The following is a 21,016-nucleotide window of genomic DNA, read 5'->3' as shown; positions in this document are numbered from 1 at the left end:
GGTCCGGCGGCACCGTGCGCCGGTCTCGGTGCTGTTTTCGACCGGTCTCGGCGGGGGAGGGGTCAGCCCTCGTCAGCGGTGCGCAGGATCTCGGACAGGCGGCGGGCGGCCGCCATGACCACGGCGCCGTGCACGCGGCCCGGTTGGCGACCCATGCGCTCGATCGGCCCGGAGATCGACACGGCCGCGATCACCTTGCCGCTCGCGCCGCGCACGGGGGCCGAGACCGAGGCGACGCCCGGCTCGCGCTCGCCCACGGACTGCGCCCAGCCGCGTCGGCGCACCGCTGAGAGCATTGTGGCGTTGAAGCGCGCCCCCACCAGGCCCCGGTGCAGCCTGTCCGGCTCCTCCCAGGCCAGCAGCACCTGCGCCCCCGAGCCGCCCAGCATGGACATTGTCGCCCCGACCGGGATCGAGTCGCGCAGGCCGATCGGGCGCTCCGCGTTGGCCACGCACACGCGTACATCCCCCTGACGGCGGTAGAGCTGGGCGGACTCATGCGTCTTGTCCCGCAGGGCCGCCAGCACCGGACCGGCGGCCGTGAGCAGGTGGTCCTCGCCGGCGGCCGAGGCGAGCTCAGTCAGGCGCGGGCCGAGGATGAAGCGCCCCTGCGAGTCGCGTGAGACCAGCCTGTGGTACTCCAGGGCGACGGCGATGCGATGGGCGGTCGGCCGGGCCAGATGGGTGGAGGAGACGAGCTGGGCGAGGGTCGCCGGGCCCGCCTCCAGGGCGCTCATGACGAGGGCCGCCTTGTCGATGACGCCCACACCGCTGCTGGTCGCTGAGTCCAACGCTTCGTCCATAATCTGATACTGCCATCCCGAGGGCTGAGACCTCAAGTAATCTCGAGGATCCACGGCAACGGTGTGTCATGAAAGACAGTGGCCGGCACTGAGTGAAGGGGTAATGCGATGGGAATGACCCTCGCCGAGAAGGTGTGGCGGGATCATGTGGTTGCGCAGGGGGCGGACGGCGCCCCGGACCTGCTCTACATCGACCTCCACCTTGTCCACGAGGTGACCAGCCCGCAGGCCTTCGAGGGGCTGCGCCTGGCCGGGCGTGCGGTGCGTCGTCCCGAGCTGACCATCGCCACAGAGGATCACAACACCCCCACCCTCGACATCGATCTGCCGATCGCTGACGTCACCAGTCGCGCCCAGATCGACACCCTGCGCGCCAACTGCGCCGAGTTCGGGGTCCGCCTCCACTCCCTGGGCGACGCCGACCAGGGCATCGTTCACGCCGTCGGCCCCCAGCTGGGTCTGACCCAGCCCGGTATGACCGTGGTCTGCGGGGACTCCCACACCTCCACCCACGGCGCCTTCGGGGCGCTGGCCTTCGGCATCGGCACCAGCCAGGTCGAGCACGTGCTCGCCACCCAGACCCTGCCGGTCGCCCCCTTCAAGACCATGAGCGTGACCATCGACGGCGACCTGCCGTCCGGCTCGGGGGCCAAGGACATCATCCTGGCCATCATCGCGAAGATCGGCACCAATGGAGCCCAGGGCCACGTCATCGAGTACCGGGGACGCGCCATCGAGCAGCTGTCGATGGAGGCCCGCATGACGATCTGCAACATGAGCATCGAGGGCGGTGCCCGCGCCGGCATGATCGCCCCCGACGAGACCACATTCGACTACCTCAAGGATCGCCCCCACGCTCCGCGGGGCGCCGACTGGGACGCCGCGCTGGAGTACTGGCGCACCCTGCGCACCGACGACGACGCCGTCTTCGACACCGAGGTCGTCCTCACCGCCGCGGACATCGAGCCCTTCGTCACCTGGGGCACCAATCCGGGGCAGGGCCTGCCGATCTCCGCGTCCGTCCCCGACCCCGCCACCATCGCCGACGAGACCGAGCGCCGCGCCGCCGAGCGCGCCCTGGAGTACATGGATCTCACCCCCGGTACTCCGCTGCGGGATATCACCGTTGACACCGTCTTCCTCGGTTCGTGCACCAACGGGCGCATCGAGGATCTGCGCGCCGCGGCCGAGGTCGTGCGCGGCCGTACCAAGGCCCCGGGCCTGCGCATGCTCGTCGTCCCCGCCTCCGCCCGCATCCGCCTCCAGGCCGAGGCCGAGGGCCTGGATCGGGTCTTCAAGGGTTTCGGCGCCGAGTGGCGCAACGCCGGATGCTCCATGTGCCTGGGCATGAACCCCGACCAGCTCACCCCCGGGGAGCGCTGCGCCTCGACGTCGAACCGCAACTTCGAGGGCCGGCAGGGCAAGGGCGGGCGCACCCACCTGGTCTCGCCCGTCGTCGCCGCTGCCACGGCCGTGCGCGGCAGGCTGTCCACTCCCGCCGACCTGGAGCCGTTGGACGGGCGGAGCGCCACGGCCGGCCGGGCCGCCTGAGAGACACCGGGACGAGACAGGGAAGCAGGATCACCATGGACAAGTTCATCCGCCACACCGGTATCGGCGCCCCACTGCGCCGCAGCGCCGTCGACACCGACCAGATCATCCCGGCGGTCTACCTCAAGCGCATCACCCGCACCGGCTTCGACGACGCCCTCTTCTCCGCCTGGCGCGCCGGCGAGCCCGACTTCATCCTCAATCGGGACGCCTACAAGCGCGCCTCCGTGCTCGTGGCCGGCCCCGACTTCGGCACCGGCTCCTCGCGCGAGCACGCCGTGTGGGCTCTCAAGGACTACGGCTTCAAGGTGGTCCTCGCCCCCCGCTTCGCCGATATCTTCCGCGGCAATGCGGGCAAGCAGGGGCTCGTAGCCGGGGTCATCAGCCCCGAGGACTGCGAGCAGCTGTGGAAGATCCTCGAGAACGAGCCCGGTACTGAGATCACTGTGGACCTCGAGGAGTGCAGCGTCACGTGCGGATCCCTGCGCACGACCTTCCAGATCGACGACTACGTGCGCTGGTGCCTCATGGAGGGCCTCGACGACATCTCGCTCACCCTCACCGAGGAGGACGCCATCAGCGCCTACGAGGCCGTGCGGCCCTCCTTCAAGCCCACCACCCTGCCCGCCCGCCACCTGCCACCTGCCCGGGTTGTTCCCGCCCGTGTTGCGCAGATGCCCACACCCTGAAGAGGTCGGCGGGGCGCCGGGCCTCGCCTATGCTTGGTTGGCCCGCCGTCCCTGCGCCGGGCGGAGCGCGGGCCCCGCCGCGCGGCACTAAGGAGGTAGGCATGGTCGACGGTCTTCTTCAGGTTGAGGGCGGCCGCCCGCTCAGCGGCGAGATCACGGTGCGCGGCGCGAAGAACCTCGTTCCCAAGGCGATGGTCGCGGCGCTGCTCGGTACGACGCCGTCGGTGCTCGGCAACGTCCCCCTCATCCGGGATGTCGAGGTGGTCTCCGGACTGCTGACCCTCCACGGCGTCCAGGTGGACTACGACCAGACCGCCGGCATCCTCCACCTCGACCCCTCCCGGGTGGAGGCGGCCCATGTGGCGGATATCGACGCCCACGCCGGCAGCTCGCGCATCCCGATCCTGTTCTGCGGGCCCCTCCTGCACCGCCTCGGCGAGGCCTTCATCCCCGACCTCGGCGGCTGCCGCATCGGGGACCGCCCGATCGACTTCCACCTCGACATCCTGCGCAGCTTCGGCGCCGTCGTCGACAAGCTCGAGGCCGGCATCCGCCTGACCGCGCCCGAAGGCCTGCGCGGCACCGTCATCGAGCTGCCCTACCCCAGCGTCGGCGCCACCGAGCAGACGCTGCTCACCGCCGTGCGCGCCGACGGGCGCACCGAGCTGCGCGGCGCCGCCGTCGAGCCCGAGATCATGGACTTGGTGGACGTCCTGCAGAAGATGGGCGCCATCATCTCCGTGGACACCGACCGCACCATCCACATCGAGGGCGTCGAGGAGCTCGCCGGTTACCGGCACACCGCCCTGCCCGACCGCATCGAGACGGCCTCCTGGGCCTCCGCCGCTCTGGCCACCGGCGGTGACGTCTTCGTCCATGGCGCCCACCAGAGCCATATGACGACCTTCCTCAACATCTTCCGGAAGGTCGGCGGCGCCTTCGAGGTGCGCGACGACGGCATCCGCTTCTACCACCCCGGCGGCGATCTGCGCTCCATCGTCGTGGAGACCAATGTCCACCCCGGTTTCATGACCGACTGGCAACAGCCGCTCGTCGTTGCCCTCACCCAGGCCGACGGCGTCTCGATCGTCCACGAGACCGTCTACGAGAACCGCTTCGGCTTCACCAAGGCCCTGTGCAAGATGGGCGCGGCCATTCAGGTCTATCGCGAGTGCCTGGGCGGGACCGCCTGCCGCTTCGGACAGCGCAACTTCTACCACTCCGCCGTCATCTCCGGGCCCACGCCCCTGCGCGGCGCGGATATCGTCGTGCCCGATCTGCGCGGCGGCTTCTCCCACCTCATCGCCGCCCTGGCCGCCCAGGGGACGAGCCGCGTGGAGGGCATCAACCTCATTGACCGCGGCTACGAGCAATTCATGAGCAAGCTGGGCTCACTGGACGCCAAGGTGACCCGCCTGGCCTGACCCCGGCGCCACGCGGGCACCGCGCCCGGCGAGGCACGCGGCCGGCCCGATCCGGCTAGAGTCGTGCCGTGCCTCAGAAGCGTCCTATGAGCCTGTTCTACCGCTTCGCCTCGCGCGGAGCGATCATCCCCTTCCTCAAGCTCGTCTCGCGCCAGCGCGTGACCGGTGTCGAGCGCTTCCCCGCCGACGGCGGCTTCATCGCCGTGGCCAACCACCTGTCCAATATCGACGCCCTCACCGCCATGCGCGCGCTCGTGGACGCCGATATCCCCGCCTACTCCCTGGCCAAGGCCAGTCTGTTCAAAATCCCCGTGGTCGGCCGGGTGCTGCGCGCCGGCGGACAGATCCCAGTTGAGCGCGGCACGGCGAGCGCCTCCGACGCCCTGCGTGAGGCCGAGAGGATCCTCGCCGACGGCGGCGTCATCATGATCTTCCCCGAGGGCACCCTGTCCCGCGATCCCTTGAAGTGGCCGATGGTCGGTAAGACCGGTGCGGCCCGCCTGGCCATGCGCACCGGCGTGCCCGTGGTCCCCATGGCGCAGTGGGGCGGGCAGGACATCATGGACACCTGCACCGACGCCTTCCATCCCTTCCCGCCCAAGCCCGTCACGGTGCGCGTGGGCGAGCTCCTGGACCTCTCCCGCTTCGGCAGCGACACCGACGACCACGACGCCGTGCGCGCCTGCACCGCCGAGATCATGCGCGCCATCACCGCCGAGCTCGAGGTCATCCGGGGCGAGAGGGCGCCCCGCCCCTTCGACCCGCACTACGACATCGACCACGGCCCCGGGGCCTACGGCGAGCGCCTGCCCGACCCCGACCCGGCCCAGGAGGCGAGCCCCGGGGAGGCCGCCCGATCCGAGTCCGGGGCCGACGATGCCCCGGGCGGCCGCAGCGAGTCGGAGGGGGCCGGGCAGTGACCGGCCGGGGCGCATCGGCCCGCGCCGCCATCATCGGCTCGGGAGCCTGGGGCACCGCCTTCGCCTCCCTCATCGCCGAGGCCGGCGGCAGCGCCACCATCTGGGCGCGCCGGGCCGAGATCGCCGAGGAGATCAATGCCGGCGCCAACGAGCGCTACCTGCCCGGCCTGCGCCTGCCCGTCGGAGTGCGGGCGACGACGGACATGGCCGCGGCCGTCGGCGGCGCCGACACGGTCGTCGTCGCCGTGCCCTCCCAGGCCGCCCGGGGGATCGTCGCCCCACTGGCGGGGCGCCTCGAGGAGGGCGCCGCCGTCGTCTCCCTCATGAAGGGCATCGAGCTGGGCACCGGAATGCGCATGAGCGAGGTCATGGGCCAGGCCCTCCAGGTGGGGCCCGAGCGCCTCGCCGTCGTCTCCGGCCCCAACCTCGCCGACGAGATCGCCGCGCGGCAGCCCACCGCCACCGTCATCGCCGCAGCGGACGAGGATCTGGCCGCGCGCGTGGCCGCCGCCTGCGCCACCGCTGCCTTCCGCCCCTATACGAACACCGACGTGCTCGGCGTCGAGCTGTGCGGGGCGGTCAAGAACGTCATCGCGCTCGCCGTCGGTATGGCCGCCGGCCGGGGCTACGGCAACAACTCCAGGGCAACGATCATCACCCGGGGTCTGGTGGAGATCACCCGCCTGGGCCTGGCCCTGGGCGCGAGCCCCGAGACCTTCGCGGGCCTGGCCGGGATGGGCGACCTCGTGGCCACCTGCTCCTCACCACTGAGCCGCAACCAGTCCTTCGGTCGTCATCTCGGCGAGGGCATGACCGTGGACGAGGCCGCCTCGGCCTCGCGGGGCGTGGCCGAGGGCGCCAAGTCCGCGCGCGCCGTCCTCGATCTCGCCGCCCGGCACGGCGTTGATATGCCGATCACTGCGGGAGTGGTGGCCGTCGTTGAGGGGGCGGCGAGCGTTGAGGAGGTCAACGACGCGCTCCTGGCGCGCCCCCGCAAGACCGAGGGCGTCCACGGCGAGCGGATCGACTGAGGGCTCGGCCCCCGCCCCGGGAGCGGGAAGCCGAACCAGCCGGGGGTGCGCCGCTCAGGGATGCTTGACATCCACGACCAGGCGTGTGGGCGAGCTGAGCGCGAAGATCCGGTAGGACTGCGATGAGGTGCCCAGGACCAGCTGGTACTGGGCCTCGACGGTCGGGTCGTAGTGGAACGAGGCGATCGCGGGCAGGTCCAAGTCCGCGCTGAGGGTCTTCTGGGCCGACGCGATCTCCTCAGCGGTGGAGGGCATACGCGCACCCGTTCCGAAAACACGCAGGATGTAGATGCCGGAGGGCTGGATCGGGTCGCCCTTGCCCTGCGTGCCCGCGTCGGCGACCCAGCCCGCCTGCCAGCCGGGCGTTCCCTCGCCGCTCAGGTCGACGACGATGCGGTCGTAGTCCTCATGCGTCCCCGTGCGCACGCCGGTCACCAGGAGTCTCGCTGCGTCGCCGGCCGCCTGCGCGGAGCCCGTCTCCACCCAGGGCGCGTCGGAGCCCGTCTCGGATGACTCCGAGGCGGCGACGATCGTGGTGGCGGTGGGCAGGGGCTCCCCGCTGGGGATCGGCACGGTGGCGGTGGCGCCATCCGCGGCGGCATTGGTGGACGGGACCGCGCCCGAGGCGCTGGGGGTGGAGGGCGCGGGGTCGGTGGTGGAGTCGCAGGAGGCCAGCGCCAGGGAGGACAGGGATGCGAGGGCGGAAGCGGTGAAGATGCGGCGGCTGGGCGCGGTGGCCATGGTTCCTCCTCGTGGGCAGTGGTGGGACGACAATAGCGCCTTGTGCTCCATGGCACTGCCCGGACCGCTCATTGCCCGCGCGAGGGAAACGTCTCGCGACCTCGAAGGTGTTTTGATGATCGTCCGCCCGGTGGGATGAGAGGGGGCGGTGTGCAACGATGCTATCTAATGTCGGTCTCGTTGCGATAACTTCGCCGACCTCGCCTTCGACCGGCGGGTAGATTGGCAACTGGTGTTATTAGGACGCCCAATACCCTGAGGTGCTTGCTCGCCTCCCCTGTCGGCAGGGTTGCAAGATGTGGAGGAACGCTTGTGCCGTCTCAATCCCGTGACCGGATGCCGCGCCATCGCTCAGGTCGAACGATGTCGAGGGCGTCGATGACCCTGATGGTCATCGCCATGGCGTCATTGCTGTTCATGTTCCCGGTGCTCCCCGGCGCGCTGCCCCGCGCGTCGGCTGTCAATGCCTGCGCCGGCAGCGTGTCCGAGTTCTCCTGGCAGCCGGGCCCCAACATCGTCGATGTCGATGGTGTGAGCACTTATCAGAGCAGGGCCGGACAATTGGCCCGCTTCCAGTGGAAATGGACGGCCGACGCCGACGCCAAGGCCGGCGATACCATCACGATCACCCTGCCGGATCTCGTCGAGGTCTACCCCCTCCTGACCTCTTTCGACGTCGATGATGGAGCGGGGCAAAAGGTCGGCACCGTCACCTGGGGCTCCGGCAAGGGGGCCACGATCACGCTCACCCTCGGCGAGTACGTGAACACCCACGGCTCGGTATCGGGATCCGCTTATATCAATATCGTCTGGACGGAGGGAGCGGCTGTCGGCAAGCATGACCTCGTCTTCAGGGGCTGCAAGGGTGAGGGGACGCTGAAGTCCGAGCTCTTGCCCGAGCCCCCGGCCGGCACATTCTCCGTCAGCTCCAAGTACGGCCAGGTCGACTCGGCGAGGAATCAGGTCGTCTGGAGTCTCGGCCTTGGCAGCGCCACGAAGCAGAACTACTCGGACAAGCAGCCGGTGATCGAGGACCCGGGCGGTGAGGGTTATGTTCTCACCTGCGAGAACTTAGCCATAGACAATATCACGCCGCGCCCGTACGACAAGGTCGTGTACCGCAAGAACTATCTCGACAAGAAGAGGTTCAACTGTGAGAAATTCGGCGAGCGCGGCATCAGGGTGACGATCAACAAGAACGATGATGGCAACTACATCGATCGCTATGAGACGTACTTCATGACCGTCTACGGTACCCTCGACCCCAATTACAAGGACTATGCGGTGCTCTACAACACCGTGAAGGTCATGAACGGCCCCGATGCCGAGAAGGGCCCTGATTATGATGTGCCCGGCGAGGCGGAGGTCCCTGACGCGGGCGGCGTGGGCTCTGGCAAGCAGGTCAGCTTCTCCATCCAGAAGGAGGTCGAGGGGCCCGGCCCCTCGGGGATGACGTACTCCTTCGAGTACAAGTGCTTGGGGGACGGCTTCACCCCGCTGGGCGCCGTGACCGACGGTCAGACGACCTCCAGCGCTAAAACCAAGTCCTCGGCGACGTGCACGATCAGGGAGAAGGATGTCCCCAAGGGGGTGGGGGTCTCCTACGTGCTCCTGAACCCCGAGTCAGGGGCGACGCTGACCCCGGGTCAGCCGGGCGAGGTCTCCCTGACGTTCAAGGAGGACTCCCAGGCCGATGTCAAGATCAAGGCGCTCAACGTCTTCCCCGAGGAGCTCCCCTCCTTCTCCGTCAAGAAGGAGACATCCGATGGCGGTTTCATCGTCGGATCGACTCCCGGAACCCTGCGCCGCACGTACAGTGTGACGGTGACGAACACGGGCACGGGGAGAGGGGTATCGCCAGAGGTCGTTGACACCCCCTCGACGCCCCAAGGATTCTCGATCGACAGGGTCGAGGTCGACGGCGCCACGGTCGAGAACGAGCAGGCCGGGTATTATGTGACGCGAGGCGATGAGCTCGACGTCAACGCCTCCAAGACTCACGATGTGGTCATCGTGTACAGCGTTGATCCCGCGGTCATGGATTCGGATAGCCTTGAGCTCCTCCGCGAGTGCCAGACGGGCGGGGCCGCCGCCGACTCGACGAAGGGCCTCTACAACAAGGTCGCCATGGACCAGGACTCCGATGGCGATGCCAACAATGATGCCTGCACTATTGGTGAGGACCGACGGGGGCGGGTCACGTGGAAAAAGATCGACGCCGAGACCCGCCAGGCCCTGGCCGGATCAGAATGGGAGATCACCGGTGACGGAATTCCGCCCGGCACGGTCGTCAAGGACTGTGTCGCCGAGCGCGCGGAGTCGTGCGCCCCTCAAGGCGGCGATGACGCAACACTTCTCTACGACCACGATCCGGCGCCGGGGGCTTTCGATGTCCAGAATATCGTCTCGTCGGACAACTGGCGCAAGGTGAGAGAGTCCAAGGCGCCTGCGGGTTATCGGATGGATGCTCGGACGAAGAACTTCATAGTCTACTCGGACGCTCCCCATTTCAATTTCGTGAAGCCCTTCGAGAACTCCAAGTCGCCGGTGCCGATGCTCCCGCTCACCGGTGGGATGGGAGCGGACTCCTTCCTCATCGGCGGAGGACTCGTCTTCCTCCTGGGGGTCGGCTGGGAGGCGGTCCGCAGGGTCCGATCCAGGAGACGGCCCGCGTCCCTGTGAGCCTGTGACGGGAGGGAGCGGCGGGTAGCCTGGGCCCATGTCTGAGACCCTGCAATCCGCCGCTCCCTCCGCCGCACAACCCGCCGTCGACGCCTCCGGGGGTCCTGCCTCCGGCACTCGCCCCGCGTCCGGCAGGCGCCCGCGTATCGCCGTCGTCTTCGGGGGGCGCAGCGGGGAGCACACGATCTCCTGCGCCACCGCCGCCGGGGTCCTCTCCGCGATCGACCGGGAGCGCTACGAGGTCGTGCCCATCGGGATCACCATGGAGGGGCAGTGGGTCCTCGTCGACGATGACCCCGCCGCGCTGGAACTCCGGGACGGCGCCCCGCCCGTGCGCGTCACCGCCGAGGGCATGGGGCGCGGCGAGCTCGCCATGCGCCTGGGCGGGGGAGCGCCGGTGGCCCTGACCCAGGCGGGCCCGCGCGTCCTGGAGGCGATCGACCTCGTCCTGCCCCTCCTGCACGGCCCCTACGGCGAGGACGGCACCATCCAGGGAATGCTCGAGATGCTGGGCCTTCCCTATGCGGGCTGCGGCGTCCTGGCCTCCGCGGCGGGCATGGACAAGCAGGTCACCAAGGTCCTCCTCGCCGATGCCGGCATCGCCACCGCGCCGCACGTCGTCGTCGGCCCGCACGCCTGGAAGCGCGACCCCGAGGCGATCCTCGCCGCCTGCCAGGAGCTCTCCTATCCGCTCTTCGTCAAGCCCGCCCGCGCGGGCTCGTCCCTGGGTATCACCCGCGTGGAGTCGCCCGAGCGCCTGCGCACCGCCATCGAGGCCGCCCGCGAGGTGGACCCCAAGGTGCTTGTGGAGTCCGGGATCGAGGGCCGCGAGATCGAGGTCGCCGTCCTGGGCGGCCGCGACGACGACGCCCCGCGCATGGCCGAGCCCGGTGAGATCGCCATGGACGCCGCCCGCGGCGCCGGCGAGTTCTACGATTACGAGACCAAGTACTTGGCGCACGACGCCGTCGCCATGGTCTGCCCGGCGCCCATCACCGCCCAGGAGCGCGAACTGCTCATGGATACCGCCGCCCGCGCCTTCGAGGCCATCGGCGCCGAGGGCCTGACGCGCGTGGACTTCTTCCTGACCCCCGACGGGCGGGCGATCGTCAACGAAGTCAACACGATGCCCGGCTTCACGCCCTTCTCCATGTACCCCTACATGTGGCGCAAGAGCGGCATGACCTACCCCGAGCTCGTCACCGAGCTCATCGAGCTGGCCCTGGCCCGTCCCGCAGATGTCAACCGCTGAGGGGCCGGGCGCGCGGGCCCCCGGCCTCCATGGGCGGGATCATGCCGTCCTGACCGTCGCGGACCTCGGCGAGGAGGGCCTGCTGGCCCGCTTCGCCCCGTTACTGCCCCGTGCGGCGGGCGAGGTCGTCGGCACGGGCGACGACTGCGCCGTCCTCGCCGCGCCGGACGGCCGCTACGCCGTGAGCACCGACGTGCTCGTCGAGGGTCTGCACTTCCGGACGGATTGGTCCACTCCGGAGCAGGTGGGCAGGCGCGCCGCCGCTCAGAACCTCGCCGACGCCGCCGCCATGGGAGCCCTGCCCACCGCGCTGACCGTGGGGCTCGCGATACCCGGGACGACGCCGGTCGCCTGGGTGGAGGGCATGGTCGCCGGCATGGGCGAGGCCTGCCGCGAGTGCGGGGCGGGTGTGGTCGGCGGTGATCTCGTGGGCGGCCGTGCCATCGTCATCTCCGTGACCGTCCTGGGCGATCTCCAGGGGCGCGCCCCCGTGCTCCGCTCCGGGGCGAGGCCCGGGGACGCGATCGTCCACGTGGGCGCCCCGGGGCGCAGTGCCGCAGGACTGGCCCTGCTCAGCGCTGGGATCGGGGACGGGGACGCCCCGGGTCCGCAGCGGCGGGGCCAGAAGCCGGCGCCCGCGGGATCGCCCCGCGCCCTCGACGTCGCCGCTACCCGCGCTGAAGCACGAGCCTGCCTGGAGGCCTTCCGCGCACCCCGCCCGCCCCTGGAGGCCGGCCCCGTCATGGCGCGGTCCGGTGCGAGCGCGATGATGGACGTCTCGGACTCCCTGCTGCGCGACGGCGACCGGATCGCCCGCGCGAGCGGCGTCATCCTCGATATCGACGAGCCCGGTCGGGGAAGGGGCGCGCTCGCGAGCGCGATGGCCTCGCTCGTGCCGGTGGCCCGCCTGCTCGCCGACGACGAGGCCGCCGCCGCGGCGATCGCCCGCACGTGGGTGCTCACCGGGGGAGAGGACCACGGGATGCTGGCAACGGTGCCCGCGGAGATCCTGGGCGCGCCCGCAGGCGGCACTGACGGGCTCCCGGACGGGGCGCGGGTCATCGGGCACGTGCGCGCGGCGGGCGACGGCGAGTCGCCGGGCGTGCGCGTGGGAGGACGCGTCCCCGAGACCGGCTTCGGCTGGGACCACTTCGGCGGGTGAGCAGCTCCCTGGCGTCCGGGGCGCGCGGGCGCGCGTCTGCGAACCCCAGGTGCGTCGTCAATCACGGAGCGCGCTCCAGGCGCGCTGGCGATGCCGTGAGCCCGCTCATGACGAAGGCCGCCGCCCCATAGGGCGACGGCCTCGACGTTGGTCCTCGGCGGGCGGACGCGCACTCAGACGTTGCGCGTAACCTTGCCGGCCTTGAGGCAGGACGTGCACACGTTGAGGCGCTTGGGGGCGCCCTTGACGAGCGCGCGCACACGCTGGATGTTCGGGTTCCACCGGCGGTTGGTCCGCACGTGGGAGTGCGAGACGCTCTTGCCGAAGATGGGGCCCTTGCCGCAGACGTCGCACACAGCAGCCACGGATCTCTCCTGATCTTCCTTGCTTCAACGCTGGGGCCTCCTCGGCCCCGCGCCAGGTCTTACCGCCCGAGGCCGCGCCTCAGGCAACCAGGACACAATAGCGGAACCCCGTGCCGGGCCCCAACCAGCGCCGGCGTGGGCTCAGGCACACGACGACGGTACCCTGTCCCCAGGCCTGCCGCCGCCGATCGGTCGCGCGCAGCATGATGAGCAACTGGGGAGGATGCCGCCATGGGACCACGCGCGATCAGCGACCCCGGCCCCGTCCCCCGCCTGGACGCTGCGGCCCTGCGCCGCTGGCTTGCCCTGGCAGCCTCCGTCGCCGAGCGCTCCCGGAACCTGGTGGACTCCCTCAACGTCTTCCCCATCCCTGACGCCGACACCGGAACCAACGTCCTGCTCACCCTGCGCTCCGCCCTCGACGCCGTCGGGCTCCTGCCCCCTGGTGCCGATGCCGTCCAGACCAGTCGGGCCATCGCCGATGGCGCCATCCGCGGCGCGCGCGGCAACTCCGGGCTCCTCGTGTCCCAGGCCCTCGCCGCGCTGGCCGAGACTTGCGCGAGCGCCCCCGATCCCGCCGGGCTGCGCCCCGTCGAGCTCGTCCACGCCCTGGACCGGATGGCCGCCAGCACCTGGGCGGCCGTCTCCCGGCCCGTCACCGGCACGCTGCTCACTGTGGCCGCCGACGCCGCCTCGGCCGCCCGCGACGCCCTCGCCGCCGGCCCCGAGCGGCCCGCCACCCCTGTCCTCATCGCCACTGCTGCCGCCCTCGGTGCCCAGGAGAGCGTCGTCGAGACAGGGGGGCTCGGGCACGGTCCCGTCGACGCCGGCGGCGCAGCCCTCATGCTGCTTCTCACCAGCCTCGCCGACACTCTCGACACTGCCGCCCTCCCCGCCCCGGGCCCCGTCCCCAGCCCCGCCACCGACGTGTCCCTCCAGATGCTCACCGATCTCGTCGCCGGCGCCCCCCATCAGGGCGCGGGCGCGCAGGCCGAGGGCGTGTCCACCGGCGAGTTCGAGGTCATGTACCTCCTGGAGGCCACCAGCGCCCAGGCCTCCCGCCTGCGGACCGCTCTGGAGCGCATCGGCGACTCCGTGGGCGTCGTCGGCACCCCAGACGCCCTCGGGGTGGGCCTCTTCCAAGTCCACGTCCACACCGACACCCCCCGCGCCGCCCTGCCCCGGGTCGGCCGTGCTCGCCAGATCTGCGTCCACCATCTCGCACCCACCCCGCTCATCGCCGAGGCCGACGAGCCCCCCGCCCCCTGGCTGGAGGTCGGAGGAGGCGACGGCCGCGTCGTCTCCTTCGAGCGGCTCGCCGCCCGACGGAGCGCCGGTGGACCGGTCCCGCGCCCCTTCCACCCGCGCCCCGCCTCGCGCGTCGGCGTCATCGCCTGCACCCGCGCCCCCGGCCTCATCGAGCAGCTCGCCCGCGCCGGTGCCGCTGTCGTCCTCGATCCCAGGCGCGAGGGCATCACCCGCGCCGCCGGGGACCTCGGCGCCGACGAGGTCATCGTTCTGCCCTGCGACGACGATGCCACCACCGCCGCTCACGAGGCCGCTCGGGCCCTGGCGGCCCGCGCCGCCAGCGCGGCCCTCGGCGGGGGAGAGGGAACCCACCTGACCATTGGCGATACCGACGACGAGGCCCAGGTCCTCGCTGCCACCGTCGCCCTGGCCGGCCAGGGCGAGCGCGAGGGCGCCCAGATCGGCGATCTCGCCCGCCGTGCCTGGCGCGCCGCCGCCCACGTGCGCACCACCGCGCTGAACGGGGCCGCCGCCGAACCCGACGCCGTCGCCCGCGTCGTCGCCGCCTCCCTGCGCGCTGACGACGAGATCCTTACCGTCATCCTGGGCCGCTCCGCCCTCCCCGACGTCGGCTTCATGGCCCGCGAGGCGGCCGAGCGCCCCACCGGTACCGTCGCCGACCCCTACGGTGGGGAGGACGACGGCGGTGCCGGCGCCGCGGACAGCGCAGACGCCGTCGAGGTCATCGTCCTCGCCGGCGACCAGCCGACCCCCGACGTGCTCCTCGCCTTCGAATGATGCGGTGAGGAAGTGCCCATGAGCCCGAGCCCGCCCCACGGTCCAGCCGCCGGTGCCCCCGGCGCCGCGAGCCGTCCGCCCGGCTCCGTCCCCTTCCTGCTCCGCCCGCTGGACAAGGTCCTGGGCAGGCGCACCGCCGACCAGCTCGCCAAGCAAGGCGCCGCCACCGTGGCCGGGCTCCTGCGCCTCCTGCCGCGCCGCTACGACACCTGGGGCGAGCTCACCGACCTCGCCACCCTCGCCGAGGGGGAGCAGGCCACCCTCCAGGCCGAGGTGGTCCGCTCGGCGGCCCGCCGCACACGCTCCGGTCGGCCGCCCGCCATCCTCGAGGCCACCGTCACCGACGGTTCCGGCCTCATGGATGTCGTCCTCTTCGGCGCCGCCGGTCTCATGAGCGCCTACGCAGCCCAACTCGTCCCCGGCTCCACCGTCCTGCTCAGCGGCAGGGTCGGCATTCGACAGGGCCGCCGCCAGCTCGCCGGTCCCCGCTTCCAGGTCCTCACCGACCTCGACGACGCCGAGCGAGAGGCCCTCCTGGCCCGCCCCGTCCCCATCTACCCGGCCACTGACGCCCTGCCCTCCTGGCGGGTCGCCAAGGCCGTGCGCACCGTCCTCGACCAGCTCGGCCCCGAGGACGTCCCCGACCCCATCCCCGCCGACCTGCGCGACTCCGAGGGCCTCATCGACGCCCTCACCGCCTACCGGTGGGTCCACATGCCGGAAGGCCCCTCCCAGTGGAAGGCCGCCAGGGCTCGCCTGCGCCATGAGGAGGCTCTCGTCACTCAGACCGCGCTGGCCCAGCGGCGAGCCAAGCACGCCGCCACCCGCACCGCAGTCGCCTGGCCCGAACCGGAGGCCGACGGGAGCCTGCGGGCCGCCCTCGACGACTCCCTGCCCTTCTGCCTCACCGAGGGCCAGAGGCGCGTCGGCGACGAGCTCGCCGCCGCCCTGGCCTCCGCCACCCCCATGCAGCGCCTCCTCCAGGGCGACGTCGGTTCCGGCAAGACCCTCGTCGCCCTGCGCGCCATGGCCCAGGTGGTCGGCGGCGGGGGGCAGGCCGCCCTCCTCGCCCCCACCGAGGTCCTGGCCGCCCAGCACCGCGACTCCCTCGCCGCGCTGCTCGGCCCCCTGGCCGGAGCCGGCACCCTTGAGTCCTCCCTGCTCACCGCGCCCGGTCAGGTGCCCGTCCCCACCACAGCGCTCCACCTGCTCACCGGTTCCACCCCCGCACCCGAGCGGCGCCGCATCCTCGCCGCGCTGGCCGGAGGGGAGCCCGGCATCATCGTGGGCACCCACGCCCTGCTCTCCGAGACCGTCCGGATGCCCTTCCTCGGGCTCGTCGTCGTCGACGAGCAGCACCGCTTCGGCGTCGCCCAGCGCGACGCCCTGCGCGAGCGCCCCGGCATCACCGACCCCGCCACCGGCCAGGTCCGCACCCCCCACCTCCTCGTCATGACTGCCACCCCCATCCCGCGCACCATCGCCATGACCGTTTTCGGGGACCTCGCCACGAGCATCCTGGACGAGCTGCCCGCCGGGCGCAGCCCCGTGGAGACCTTCCTCGTGCCCTGGGACCGCCAGACCTGGGTGGAGGGGCTGTGGCGCCGCGCCGCCTCCGAGATCGCCGGCGGCGGGCGGGTCTACGTGGTCTGCCCGCGCATCGATGCCGGCGATGACGCCATGACGGTGGAGGAGGCCCCGGAGCCCCTCGCTGCCGGGGTGGGCCTGCTCGACGGCCTCGCCGGGGGAGCGGGGGATGGCTCCCCCGCCCGGGCGCTCGCCGCCGTCGAGGACTGGGCCGAGCGCCTCGCCTCCGAGCCCGCCCTGGGCGGGGCCGGGGTCGCCGCCCTCACCGGTCGCATGACCTCGGCGGAGAAGGATGCCGCCATGCGCTCCTTCGCCTCGGGGGCCGCGCCCGTGCTGGTGGCCACCACTGTCATCGAGGTCGGGGTCGATATCCCCGAGGCCACCATGATGGTCATCCTCGACGCCGACCGCTTCGGCCTGTCCCAGCTTCACCAGCTGCGCGGGCGCGTGGGCCGGGGCGGCAGGCCCTCGGTGTGCATGGCCGTCACCGGGGCCGAGGTCGGCTCGCCCGCCTACCACCGGCTGCGCGCCTTCGCCTCCACCCTCGACGGTTTCGCGCTGGCCGAGGCCGACCTCGATCTGCGCAGTGAGGGCAATGTCCTGGGCGCCGCCCAATCCGGGCGCCGCAGTGATCTCGACCTGCTGCGGGTGCGCCGCGACGCCGCCCTCATCGAGCGCGCCCGCGCCCAGGCCGAGGCCATCATCGCCGCCGATCCATTGTTGAGCGAGCACCGCGCGCTCGCGGCCGCCATCGCCGACCGCCTCGACGACGAGGCCCAGGCCTACCTCGAGCGCTCCTGAGCATGGACAAGATCATCATCTTGCATCAAAATTGATGTTAGGAGGGATGATGCGCACCACGATCACACTTGACGACGATCTTCTGGAACGAGCCACTGAGCTGACGGGTATCACCGAGAGAGCTGCTCTTGTGAGGGAGGCGGTCAGCACCCTCATCAGAGTCGAGAGCTCGCGGCGCCTGATCGCCCTCGGGGGCACCGATCTCACCGCCGAGGCGGCCCCGAGGCATCGGGACTTGCGAGTCCAGCGGGATCGCTGACCAGAACCCGCCATGATCCTCGTCGATACCAACGTGTGGATCGACCACTTGCACGCCAGTGAGACTCGCCTCGTCGGCCTCCTCGAAAGCGCTCTGGTCGCCACCCATGAAGCGGTGCTCACCGAACTGGCGCTCGGATCGCTCAAGAACCGGCAGGACGTCCTCGACTCCCTGGCGTCCCTACGACGAGTGCCCCGTATCTCTGATGGGGAGGTTCGCTGGTTCGTTGAACGCCGTTGCCTGTGGGGAAGAGGCCTATCAGCAGTTGATGCGCACCTGCTCGCATCCGCCGTCGCCGTGCCTGGCACGCTGTTGTGGACCAGGGACAGGCGTCTTGCGGTCGCCGCCGACGAACTCGGGGTCGGCTATCAATGATCGGTAGATGCATTGACCACTGAGCGGAGTGTCAAGGTGAGTCGTCAGTAGTTGTCGGCGCCGGAGGGCTCGGCGAACCAGACGGTCGTCTCCCCGTACTTCTTCAAGGCGAAGCGGCGCAGGCCCACGGGCCAGTCCGGCTCGCTCGAGCGCGTGGCCCGCTCGACGACGACCACCGAGCCCTCGGCCAGCCACGGGTCCTCCGCGCGCGCCAGCGGGGCGAGGATTGCGCCGAGGCCCGCCGCGCTCATGCCATAGGGCGGGTCGATGAGCACCAGGTCCACTGGCGCTGCCGCGACGCCGGCCAGGTACCCCGCAGCGCTTGCCCTGACCGCCCGCACGCCCGCCAACCCCAGTGAGCGCGCGTTGCGCCAGCACACGGTCACCGCGTCCTTCGCGGAATCCACGAGCGCCACCTCGATGGCACCCCGGCTCGCCGCCTCCAGCCCCAGGGCCCCCGAGCCCGCGCACAGGTCCAGCACGCGAGCGCCATCGACCACCCCCAGGTGCTCCAGGCGGGAGAACAGGGCCTCGCGCACGCGCTCGGAGGTGGGGCGCGTCCCCGACACCGGTACCTCGAGCCGCCGGCCACCGGCACTGCCCGCCACGATCCTCGTCATGGGCCGGAGCCTACGCGACCCCGAGCCCAGGGGCCTCCCGGCCCCCTCCGGCGCGCGTCCCGCACGCGCGCCGCCCCCGCCGCTAGCGTGGAACCATGCCCATGCCGTCCGAGATCGCCCCACCGTCCCCGCCGGCGGCGCCCCCCGCGAGCGCCCTGGCGGTCTACCCGGGCAGCTTCGACCCGATCACCCTGGGCCACATGGATATCATCCGCCGTGCGGCCGCCCTCTTCGGCGAGGTCATCCTCGGCATCGCCCACAACGCCGCCAAGGCCGGGCGCCACCTGCTCGACATCGACACCCGCGTGCGACTTGCCCGCGACGCCGTCGAGGGCATCGAGGGCGCGCGTGTCGAGATCATCCCCGGGCTGCTCGCCGACTTCTGCCGGGAGCGCGGGGCCAGGGTCATCGTCAAGGGCCTGCGCAACGGCGCCGATCTCGACGCCGAGGCTCCCATGGCACTGGCCAACCGGGAGCTCGGCGGACCCGAGACAGTCCTGCTCATCGCCTCCCCGGCCCACGTCCACGTCTCCTCCCGCCTGGTCAAGGACATCGCCTCCCACGGCGGCGACATCGCCCCCTACGTCCCTCCCGCCGTCGCCACCGCGCTCTCCCAGCGCCTGGCCCCCACTCTCGGGCCCTCAGACCACTCCACCCGCCGCATCCTGAAGGACTAGCCGTGACCAAGCCGCACGACGCGTCAGACGACCTCCTCGACATCCTCGACGCCCTCGACGAGCTCATCGCCACCGCCCGCTCCATGCCGATGAGCGCCTCGGCGATCGTCAACCGGGACGCCGCCCTCGACCTCATCGACCGCGCCCGCCGCTCCGTGCCCACCGCCATCCATCGCGCCCAGGCGATCGTCGCCGACGCCGACGCCGTCCTGGCCCGCAGTCACGACGAGGCCGAGCGCATCGTGGTCCATGCCCACGAGGAGGCCGAGCAGATCGTGGCGGGGGAGAACATCGTGCGCATGTCCAACGACCGCGCCGACGAGATCATCGCCGCCGCCGAGGAGCGCGCCTCCTCCCTGCGCAGGGGAGCCGACGAGTACTCCGACCGCTCCCTGGCCACCCTGGAGGCCGAGATCGCCAAGATCTCCGAGCAGATCCGCTCCGGGCGCGAGGTCCTCGCCTCCCGCCGGGGCGCCTGGGACGGCATCATCGGCGGCCAGGCCGACTCTGCCGACTCCCAGCGCTCATCGTGGTGACGGGACCGGCGCGAGGGGCCCCTCTCACGACGGCTCGCGCCATGAGCGCGCGCGGGACGCCGCCCAGCGAGTACATTCGGCGCATTCGCACTCCTGGAGGAATCATGACTGGACTCGTCGTCGACATCCTCGACCTGCCACCGACCATCGGCGCCACCAAGCAGATCCACCTCGACCTGGCCGCGCCCGAGGACCTGGGCACCGAGGTCATCGGGGCGGAGCCCGGCAGCCCACTCGTCGTTGACGCCGCCCTGGTCTCCATGGAGGATGGCGTGCTCGTGCGCGGCAGCGCCCGAACGCGCATCCACGGCGAGTGTGTGCGCTGCCTGACCGGCATCGACGAGGATCGGGAGATCACCTTCGATGAGCTCTACCTCCTGCCCGACAAGGCCGCTGAGGCCCGCGCTGACGAGGAGGACGAGGAGGCCGACGACCTCTTCGTCACCGGGCAGACCACTATCGATTTGGAGCCCGCCCTGCGGGACGCCCTCATCCTGGGCCTGCCCATGCGCCCCCTGTGCCGCCCCGACTGCGCGGGCCTGTGCTCGCAGTGCGGGGAGCGGCTCGACGACCTGCCCGCCGACCATCACCACGACACCATCGACCCCCGCTGGGCCGCCCTGTCCGAGCTGCTGCCCGGCTCCGACGAGGAGCTGGACTGATGGGGCGCCGCACCCCGCCGCCGGCCCGCGACGACGTCGAGACACTCCTGTACCGCTGGGGCGAGCAGATCGACCCCGACTTGCTGGACCTCGCCCTGACCCACCGCTCCTGGGCCCATGAGAACGGCGGCCTGCCCACCAATGAGCGCCTGGAGTTCCTCGGCGACTCCGTGCTCGGCATCATCGTCACCGAGCGGCTCTTCCGCTCCCATCCCGAATCCCCGGAGGGCCAACTCGCCAAGATGCGCGCCGCCACCGTCTCCGAGCCTGCCCTGGCCGCCGTCGCCCGCGACCTGGGCCTGGGGGAGTTCATCAAACTCGGCAAGGGCGAGGCCCTCTCCGGGGGGAGGGACCGCGCCTCCATCCTCTCCGACACCGTCGAGGCCCTCATCGGCGCCACCTACCTCACGGCCGGCCTGGAGCCAACGCGCACCGTCGTCGAGAGGATCGTCTCCCGCTTCCTGGCCACCGCCCGCACCCGCGGCGCCGGACTGGACTGGAAGACCAGTCTCCAAGAGCTCGCGGCCGCCCACTGCATGGGCCTGCCCTCCTTCGCGGTCGATGGCGTCGGCCCGGACCACGACCGCTCCTTCTCCGCCCGCGCCATCATCGACGGCGAGGTGATGGGCGAGGGCGAGGGTCGCTCCAAGAAGATCGCCGAGCACGCCGCCGCCGAGGCCGCCTACGCCGCGATCCTCGCCGCCAAGGGCGATGGCGGCCTCGATCTGCCCGGCGTCAATGAGGCCCTCAGGCAGGACCTGGCCGACCACTCGCGGCGCGCGGCCTCCACCACCGCCTCCGCGCGGACGACCGCGCGTCGACGGGACTGAGCC

At 71.5% G+C, this 21,016-nt stretch carries 20 protein-coding genes; 16 read left to right on the top strand and 4 right to left on the bottom strand.

Going from position 1 to position 21,016, the window contains the following annotated elements:
* Positions 1-62 precede the first annotated feature (62 nt).
* Complete coding sequence (locus B1H50_RS07245) at positions 63-803, bottom strand: IclR family transcriptional regulator (protein WP_080463111.1); 741 nt, start codon at positions 801-803, stop codon at positions 63-65.
* Positions 804-911: 108 nt separating this feature from the next.
* Here B1H50_RS07245 and leuC point away from each other — a divergent pair, with 108 nt between their 5' ends.
* From leuC to B1H50_RS07220, 5 genes are all read left to right on the top strand, one after another.
* Entirely contained in the window at positions 912-2,354 is a 1,443-nt protein-coding gene (leuC, locus tag B1H50_RS07240; protein WP_080463110.1) for a 3-isopropylmalate dehydratase large subunit, read from the top strand.
* 35 nt (positions 2,355-2,389) lie between these two features.
* Positions 2,390-3,043: a 3-isopropylmalate dehydratase small subunit gene (gene leuD, locus B1H50_RS07235; RefSeq protein WP_080463109.1), complete on the top strand. Its 654-nt coding sequence runs from the start codon at positions 2,390-2,392 to the stop codon at positions 3,041-3,043.
* A 101-nt stretch (positions 3,044-3,144) separates the two neighbouring features.
* Complete coding sequence (gene murA / locus B1H50_RS07230) at positions 3,145-4,467, top strand: UDP-N-acetylglucosamine 1-carboxyvinyltransferase (protein WP_080463107.1); 1,323 nt, start codon at positions 3,145-3,147, stop codon at positions 4,465-4,467.
* 86 nt (positions 4,468-4,553) lie between these two features.
* Positions 4,554-5,387, top strand: a complete 834-nt coding sequence (locus tag B1H50_RS07225) for a lysophospholipid acyltransferase family protein (RefSeq protein WP_080463106.1) — start codon at positions 4,554-4,556, stop codon at positions 5,385-5,387.
* On the top strand, positions 5,384-6,418 hold the full coding sequence (locus tag B1H50_RS07220) for an NAD(P)H-dependent glycerol-3-phosphate dehydrogenase (protein ID WP_080463105.1): 1,035 nt from the start codon (positions 5,384-5,386) through the stop codon (positions 6,416-6,418). The genes B1H50_RS07225 and B1H50_RS07220 overlap by 4 nt, the downstream gene beginning before the upstream one ends.
* A 54-nt stretch (positions 6,419-6,472) precedes the next feature.
* Here B1H50_RS07220 and B1H50_RS07215 read toward each other — a convergent pair whose 3' ends face one another.
* Positions 6,473-7,159 carry an AMIN-like domain-containing (lipo)protein gene (locus B1H50_RS07215; protein ID WP_080463104.1) on the bottom strand — a complete coding sequence of 229 codons (687 nt, stop codon included), beginning with the start codon at positions 7,157-7,159 and terminating at the stop codon, positions 6,473-6,475.
* A 378-nt stretch (positions 7,160-7,537) separates the two neighbouring features.
* Between B1H50_RS07215 and B1H50_RS07210 the strand changes: the two genes are divergently transcribed.
* Genes B1H50_RS07210 through thiL form a run of 3 tightly spaced genes read left to right on the top strand, consistent with a single transcriptional unit; the run spans position 7,538 to position 12,255 of the window.
* On the top strand, positions 7,538-9,841 hold the full coding sequence (locus tag B1H50_RS07210; protein WP_080463103.1) for an Ig-like domain-containing protein: 2,304 nt from the start codon (positions 7,538-7,540) through the stop codon (positions 9,839-9,841).
* A 37-nt stretch (positions 9,842-9,878) separates the two neighbouring features.
* Positions 9,879-11,093 (top strand): D-alanine--D-alanine ligase family protein, encoded by a 1,215-nt coding sequence (locus tag B1H50_RS07205; RefSeq protein ID WP_080463102.1) that lies wholly within the window; start codon positions 9,879-9,881, stop codon positions 11,091-11,093.
* Positions 11,080-12,255 carry a thiamine-phosphate kinase gene (gene thiL / locus B1H50_RS07200; protein WP_080463101.1) on the top strand — a complete coding sequence of 392 codons (1,176 nt, stop codon included), beginning with the start codon at positions 11,080-11,082 and terminating at the stop codon, positions 12,253-12,255. The genes B1H50_RS07205 and thiL overlap by 14 nt, the downstream gene beginning before the upstream one ends.
* 173 nt (positions 12,256-12,428) lie before the next feature.
* On the opposite strand, the gene rpmB is transcribed toward thiL, so the two are convergent.
* Positions 12,429-12,620: a 50S ribosomal protein L28 gene (gene rpmB, locus B1H50_RS07195; protein WP_017178316.1), complete on the bottom strand. Its 192-nt coding sequence runs from the start codon at positions 12,618-12,620 to the stop codon at positions 12,429-12,431.
* A gap of 231 nt (positions 12,621-12,851) precedes the next feature.
* Between rpmB and B1H50_RS07190 the strand changes: the two genes are divergently transcribed.
* Genes B1H50_RS07190 through B1H50_RS07175 form a run of 4 tightly spaced genes read left to right on the top strand, consistent with a single transcriptional unit; the run spans position 12,852 to position 17,688 of the window.
* Positions 12,852-14,666 (top strand): DAK2 domain-containing protein, encoded by a 1,815-nt coding sequence (locus tag B1H50_RS07190; RefSeq protein WP_080463100.1) that lies wholly within the window; start codon positions 12,852-12,854, stop codon positions 14,664-14,666.
* An 18-nt stretch (positions 14,667-14,684) separates the two neighbouring features.
* The gene (locus B1H50_RS07185) at positions 14,685-17,054 is read left to right on the top strand and encodes an ATP-dependent DNA helicase RecG (protein WP_373284825.1); all 2,370 of its coding nucleotides are present in this window, start codon (positions 14,685-14,687) and stop codon (positions 17,052-17,054) included.
* Positions 17,055-17,103: 49 nt separating this feature from the next.
* Positions 17,104-17,313 (top strand): type II toxin-antitoxin system VapB family antitoxin, encoded by a 210-nt coding sequence (locus B1H50_RS07180; protein WP_080463099.1) that lies wholly within the window; start codon positions 17,104-17,106, stop codon positions 17,311-17,313.
* A gap of 12 nt (positions 17,314-17,325) precedes the next feature.
* A complete protein-coding gene (locus B1H50_RS07175; protein ID WP_080463098.1) occupies positions 17,326-17,688 on the top strand; it encodes a type II toxin-antitoxin system VapC family toxin in 363 nt (120 codons plus the stop codon).
* Positions 17,689-17,732: 44 nt separating this feature from the next.
* Here B1H50_RS07175 and rsmD read toward each other — a convergent pair whose 3' ends face one another.
* Positions 17,733-18,308, bottom strand: coding sequence for a 16S rRNA (guanine(966)-N(2))-methyltransferase RsmD (gene rsmD, locus B1H50_RS07170; protein WP_080463097.1), 576 nt, complete (start codon positions 18,306-18,308; stop codon positions 17,733-17,735).
* A 95-nt stretch (positions 18,309-18,403) separates the two neighbouring features.
* Here rsmD and coaD point away from each other — a divergent pair, with 95 nt between their 5' ends.
* From coaD to rnc, 4 genes are all read left to right on the top strand, one after another.
* Entirely contained in the window at positions 18,404-18,985 is a 582-nt protein-coding gene (coaD, locus tag B1H50_RS07165; RefSeq protein ID WP_229657970.1) for a pantetheine-phosphate adenylyltransferase, read from the top strand.
* Positions 18,986-18,987: 2 nt separating this feature from the next.
* A complete protein-coding gene (locus B1H50_RS07160; protein WP_080463096.1) occupies positions 18,988-19,521 on the top strand; it encodes an ATP synthase subunit B family protein in 534 nt (177 codons plus the stop codon).
* Between the two features lie 104 nt (positions 19,522-19,625).
* Complete coding sequence (locus B1H50_RS07155; protein WP_080463095.1) at positions 19,626-20,183, top strand: YceD family protein; 558 nt, start codon at positions 19,626-19,628, stop codon at positions 20,181-20,183.
* Positions 20,183-21,013 (top strand): ribonuclease III, encoded by an 831-nt coding sequence (rnc, locus tag B1H50_RS07150; protein ID WP_080463094.1) that lies wholly within the window; start codon positions 20,183-20,185, stop codon positions 21,011-21,013. Before B1H50_RS07155 ends, rnc begins: the two co-directional genes overlap by 1 nt.
* Positions 21,014-21,016 lie beyond the last annotated feature (3 nt).

The organism is Actinomyces gaoshouyii (assembly GCF_002072175.1).
Classification (GTDB): domain Bacteria; phylum Actinomycetota; class Actinomycetes; order Actinomycetales; family Actinomycetaceae; genus Actinomyces; species Actinomyces gaoshouyii.
The sequence above is the reverse complement of the archived record's forward strand: the minus strand, read 5'-3'. Positions and strand labels throughout refer to the sequence as shown.

Excerpts from the sequence above, each read along its gene's own strand:
- rnc (WP_080463094.1), top strand. The coding sequence starts at position 20,183 with ATGGGGCGCCGCACCCCGCCGCCGGCCCGCGACGACGTCGAGACACTC.
- B1H50_RS07245 (WP_080463111.1), bottom strand. The coding sequence starts at position 803 with ATGGACGAAGCGTTGGACTCAGCGACCAGCAGCGGTGTGGGCGTCATC.
- B1H50_RS07180 (WP_080463099.1), top strand. The coding sequence starts at position 17,104 with ATGCGCACCACGATCACACTTGACGACGATCTTCTGGAACGAGCCACT.
- coaD (WP_229657970.1), top strand. The coding sequence starts at position 18,404 with ATGCCCATGCCGTCCGAGATCGCCCCACCGTCCCCGCCGGCGGCGCCC.
- B1H50_RS07215 (WP_080463104.1), bottom strand. The coding sequence starts at position 7,159 with ATGGCCACCGCGCCCAGCCGCCGCATCTTCACCGCTTCCGCCCTCGCA.
- B1H50_RS07225 (WP_080463106.1), top strand. The coding sequence starts at position 4,554 with ATGAGCCTGTTCTACCGCTTCGCCTCGCGCGGAGCGATCATCCCCTTC.
- B1H50_RS07205 (WP_080463102.1), top strand. The coding sequence starts at position 9,879 with ATGTCTGAGACCCTGCAATCCGCCGCTCCCTCCGCCGCACAACCCGCC.
- B1H50_RS07185 (WP_373284825.1), top strand. The coding sequence starts at position 14,685 with ATGAGCCCGAGCCCGCCCCACGGTCCAGCCGCCGGTGCCCCCGGCGCC.
- B1H50_RS07190 (WP_080463100.1), top strand. The coding sequence starts at position 12,852 with ATGGGACCACGCGCGATCAGCGACCCCGGCCCCGTCCCCCGCCTGGAC.
- B1H50_RS07155 (WP_080463095.1), top strand. The coding sequence starts at position 19,626 with ATGACTGGACTCGTCGTCGACATCCTCGACCTGCCACCGACCATCGGC.
- B1H50_RS07210 (WP_080463103.1), top strand. The coding sequence starts at position 7,538 with ATGACCCTGATGGTCATCGCCATGGCGTCATTGCTGTTCATGTTCCCG.
- leuD (WP_080463109.1), top strand. The coding sequence starts at position 2,390 with ATGGACAAGTTCATCCGCCACACCGGTATCGGCGCCCCACTGCGCCGC.
- murA (WP_080463107.1), top strand. The coding sequence starts at position 3,145 with ATGGTCGACGGTCTTCTTCAGGTTGAGGGCGGCCGCCCGCTCAGCGGC.
- B1H50_RS07175 (WP_080463098.1), top strand. The coding sequence starts at position 17,326 with ATGATCCTCGTCGATACCAACGTGTGGATCGACCACTTGCACGCCAGT.
- thiL (WP_080463101.1), top strand. The coding sequence starts at position 11,080 with ATGTCAACCGCTGAGGGGCCGGGCGCGCGGGCCCCCGGCCTCCATGGG.
- leuC (WP_080463110.1), top strand. The coding sequence starts at position 912 with ATGGGAATGACCCTCGCCGAGAAGGTGTGGCGGGATCATGTGGTTGCG.
- rsmD (WP_080463097.1), bottom strand. The coding sequence starts at position 18,308 with ATGACGAGGATCGTGGCGGGCAGTGCCGGTGGCCGGCGGCTCGAGGTA.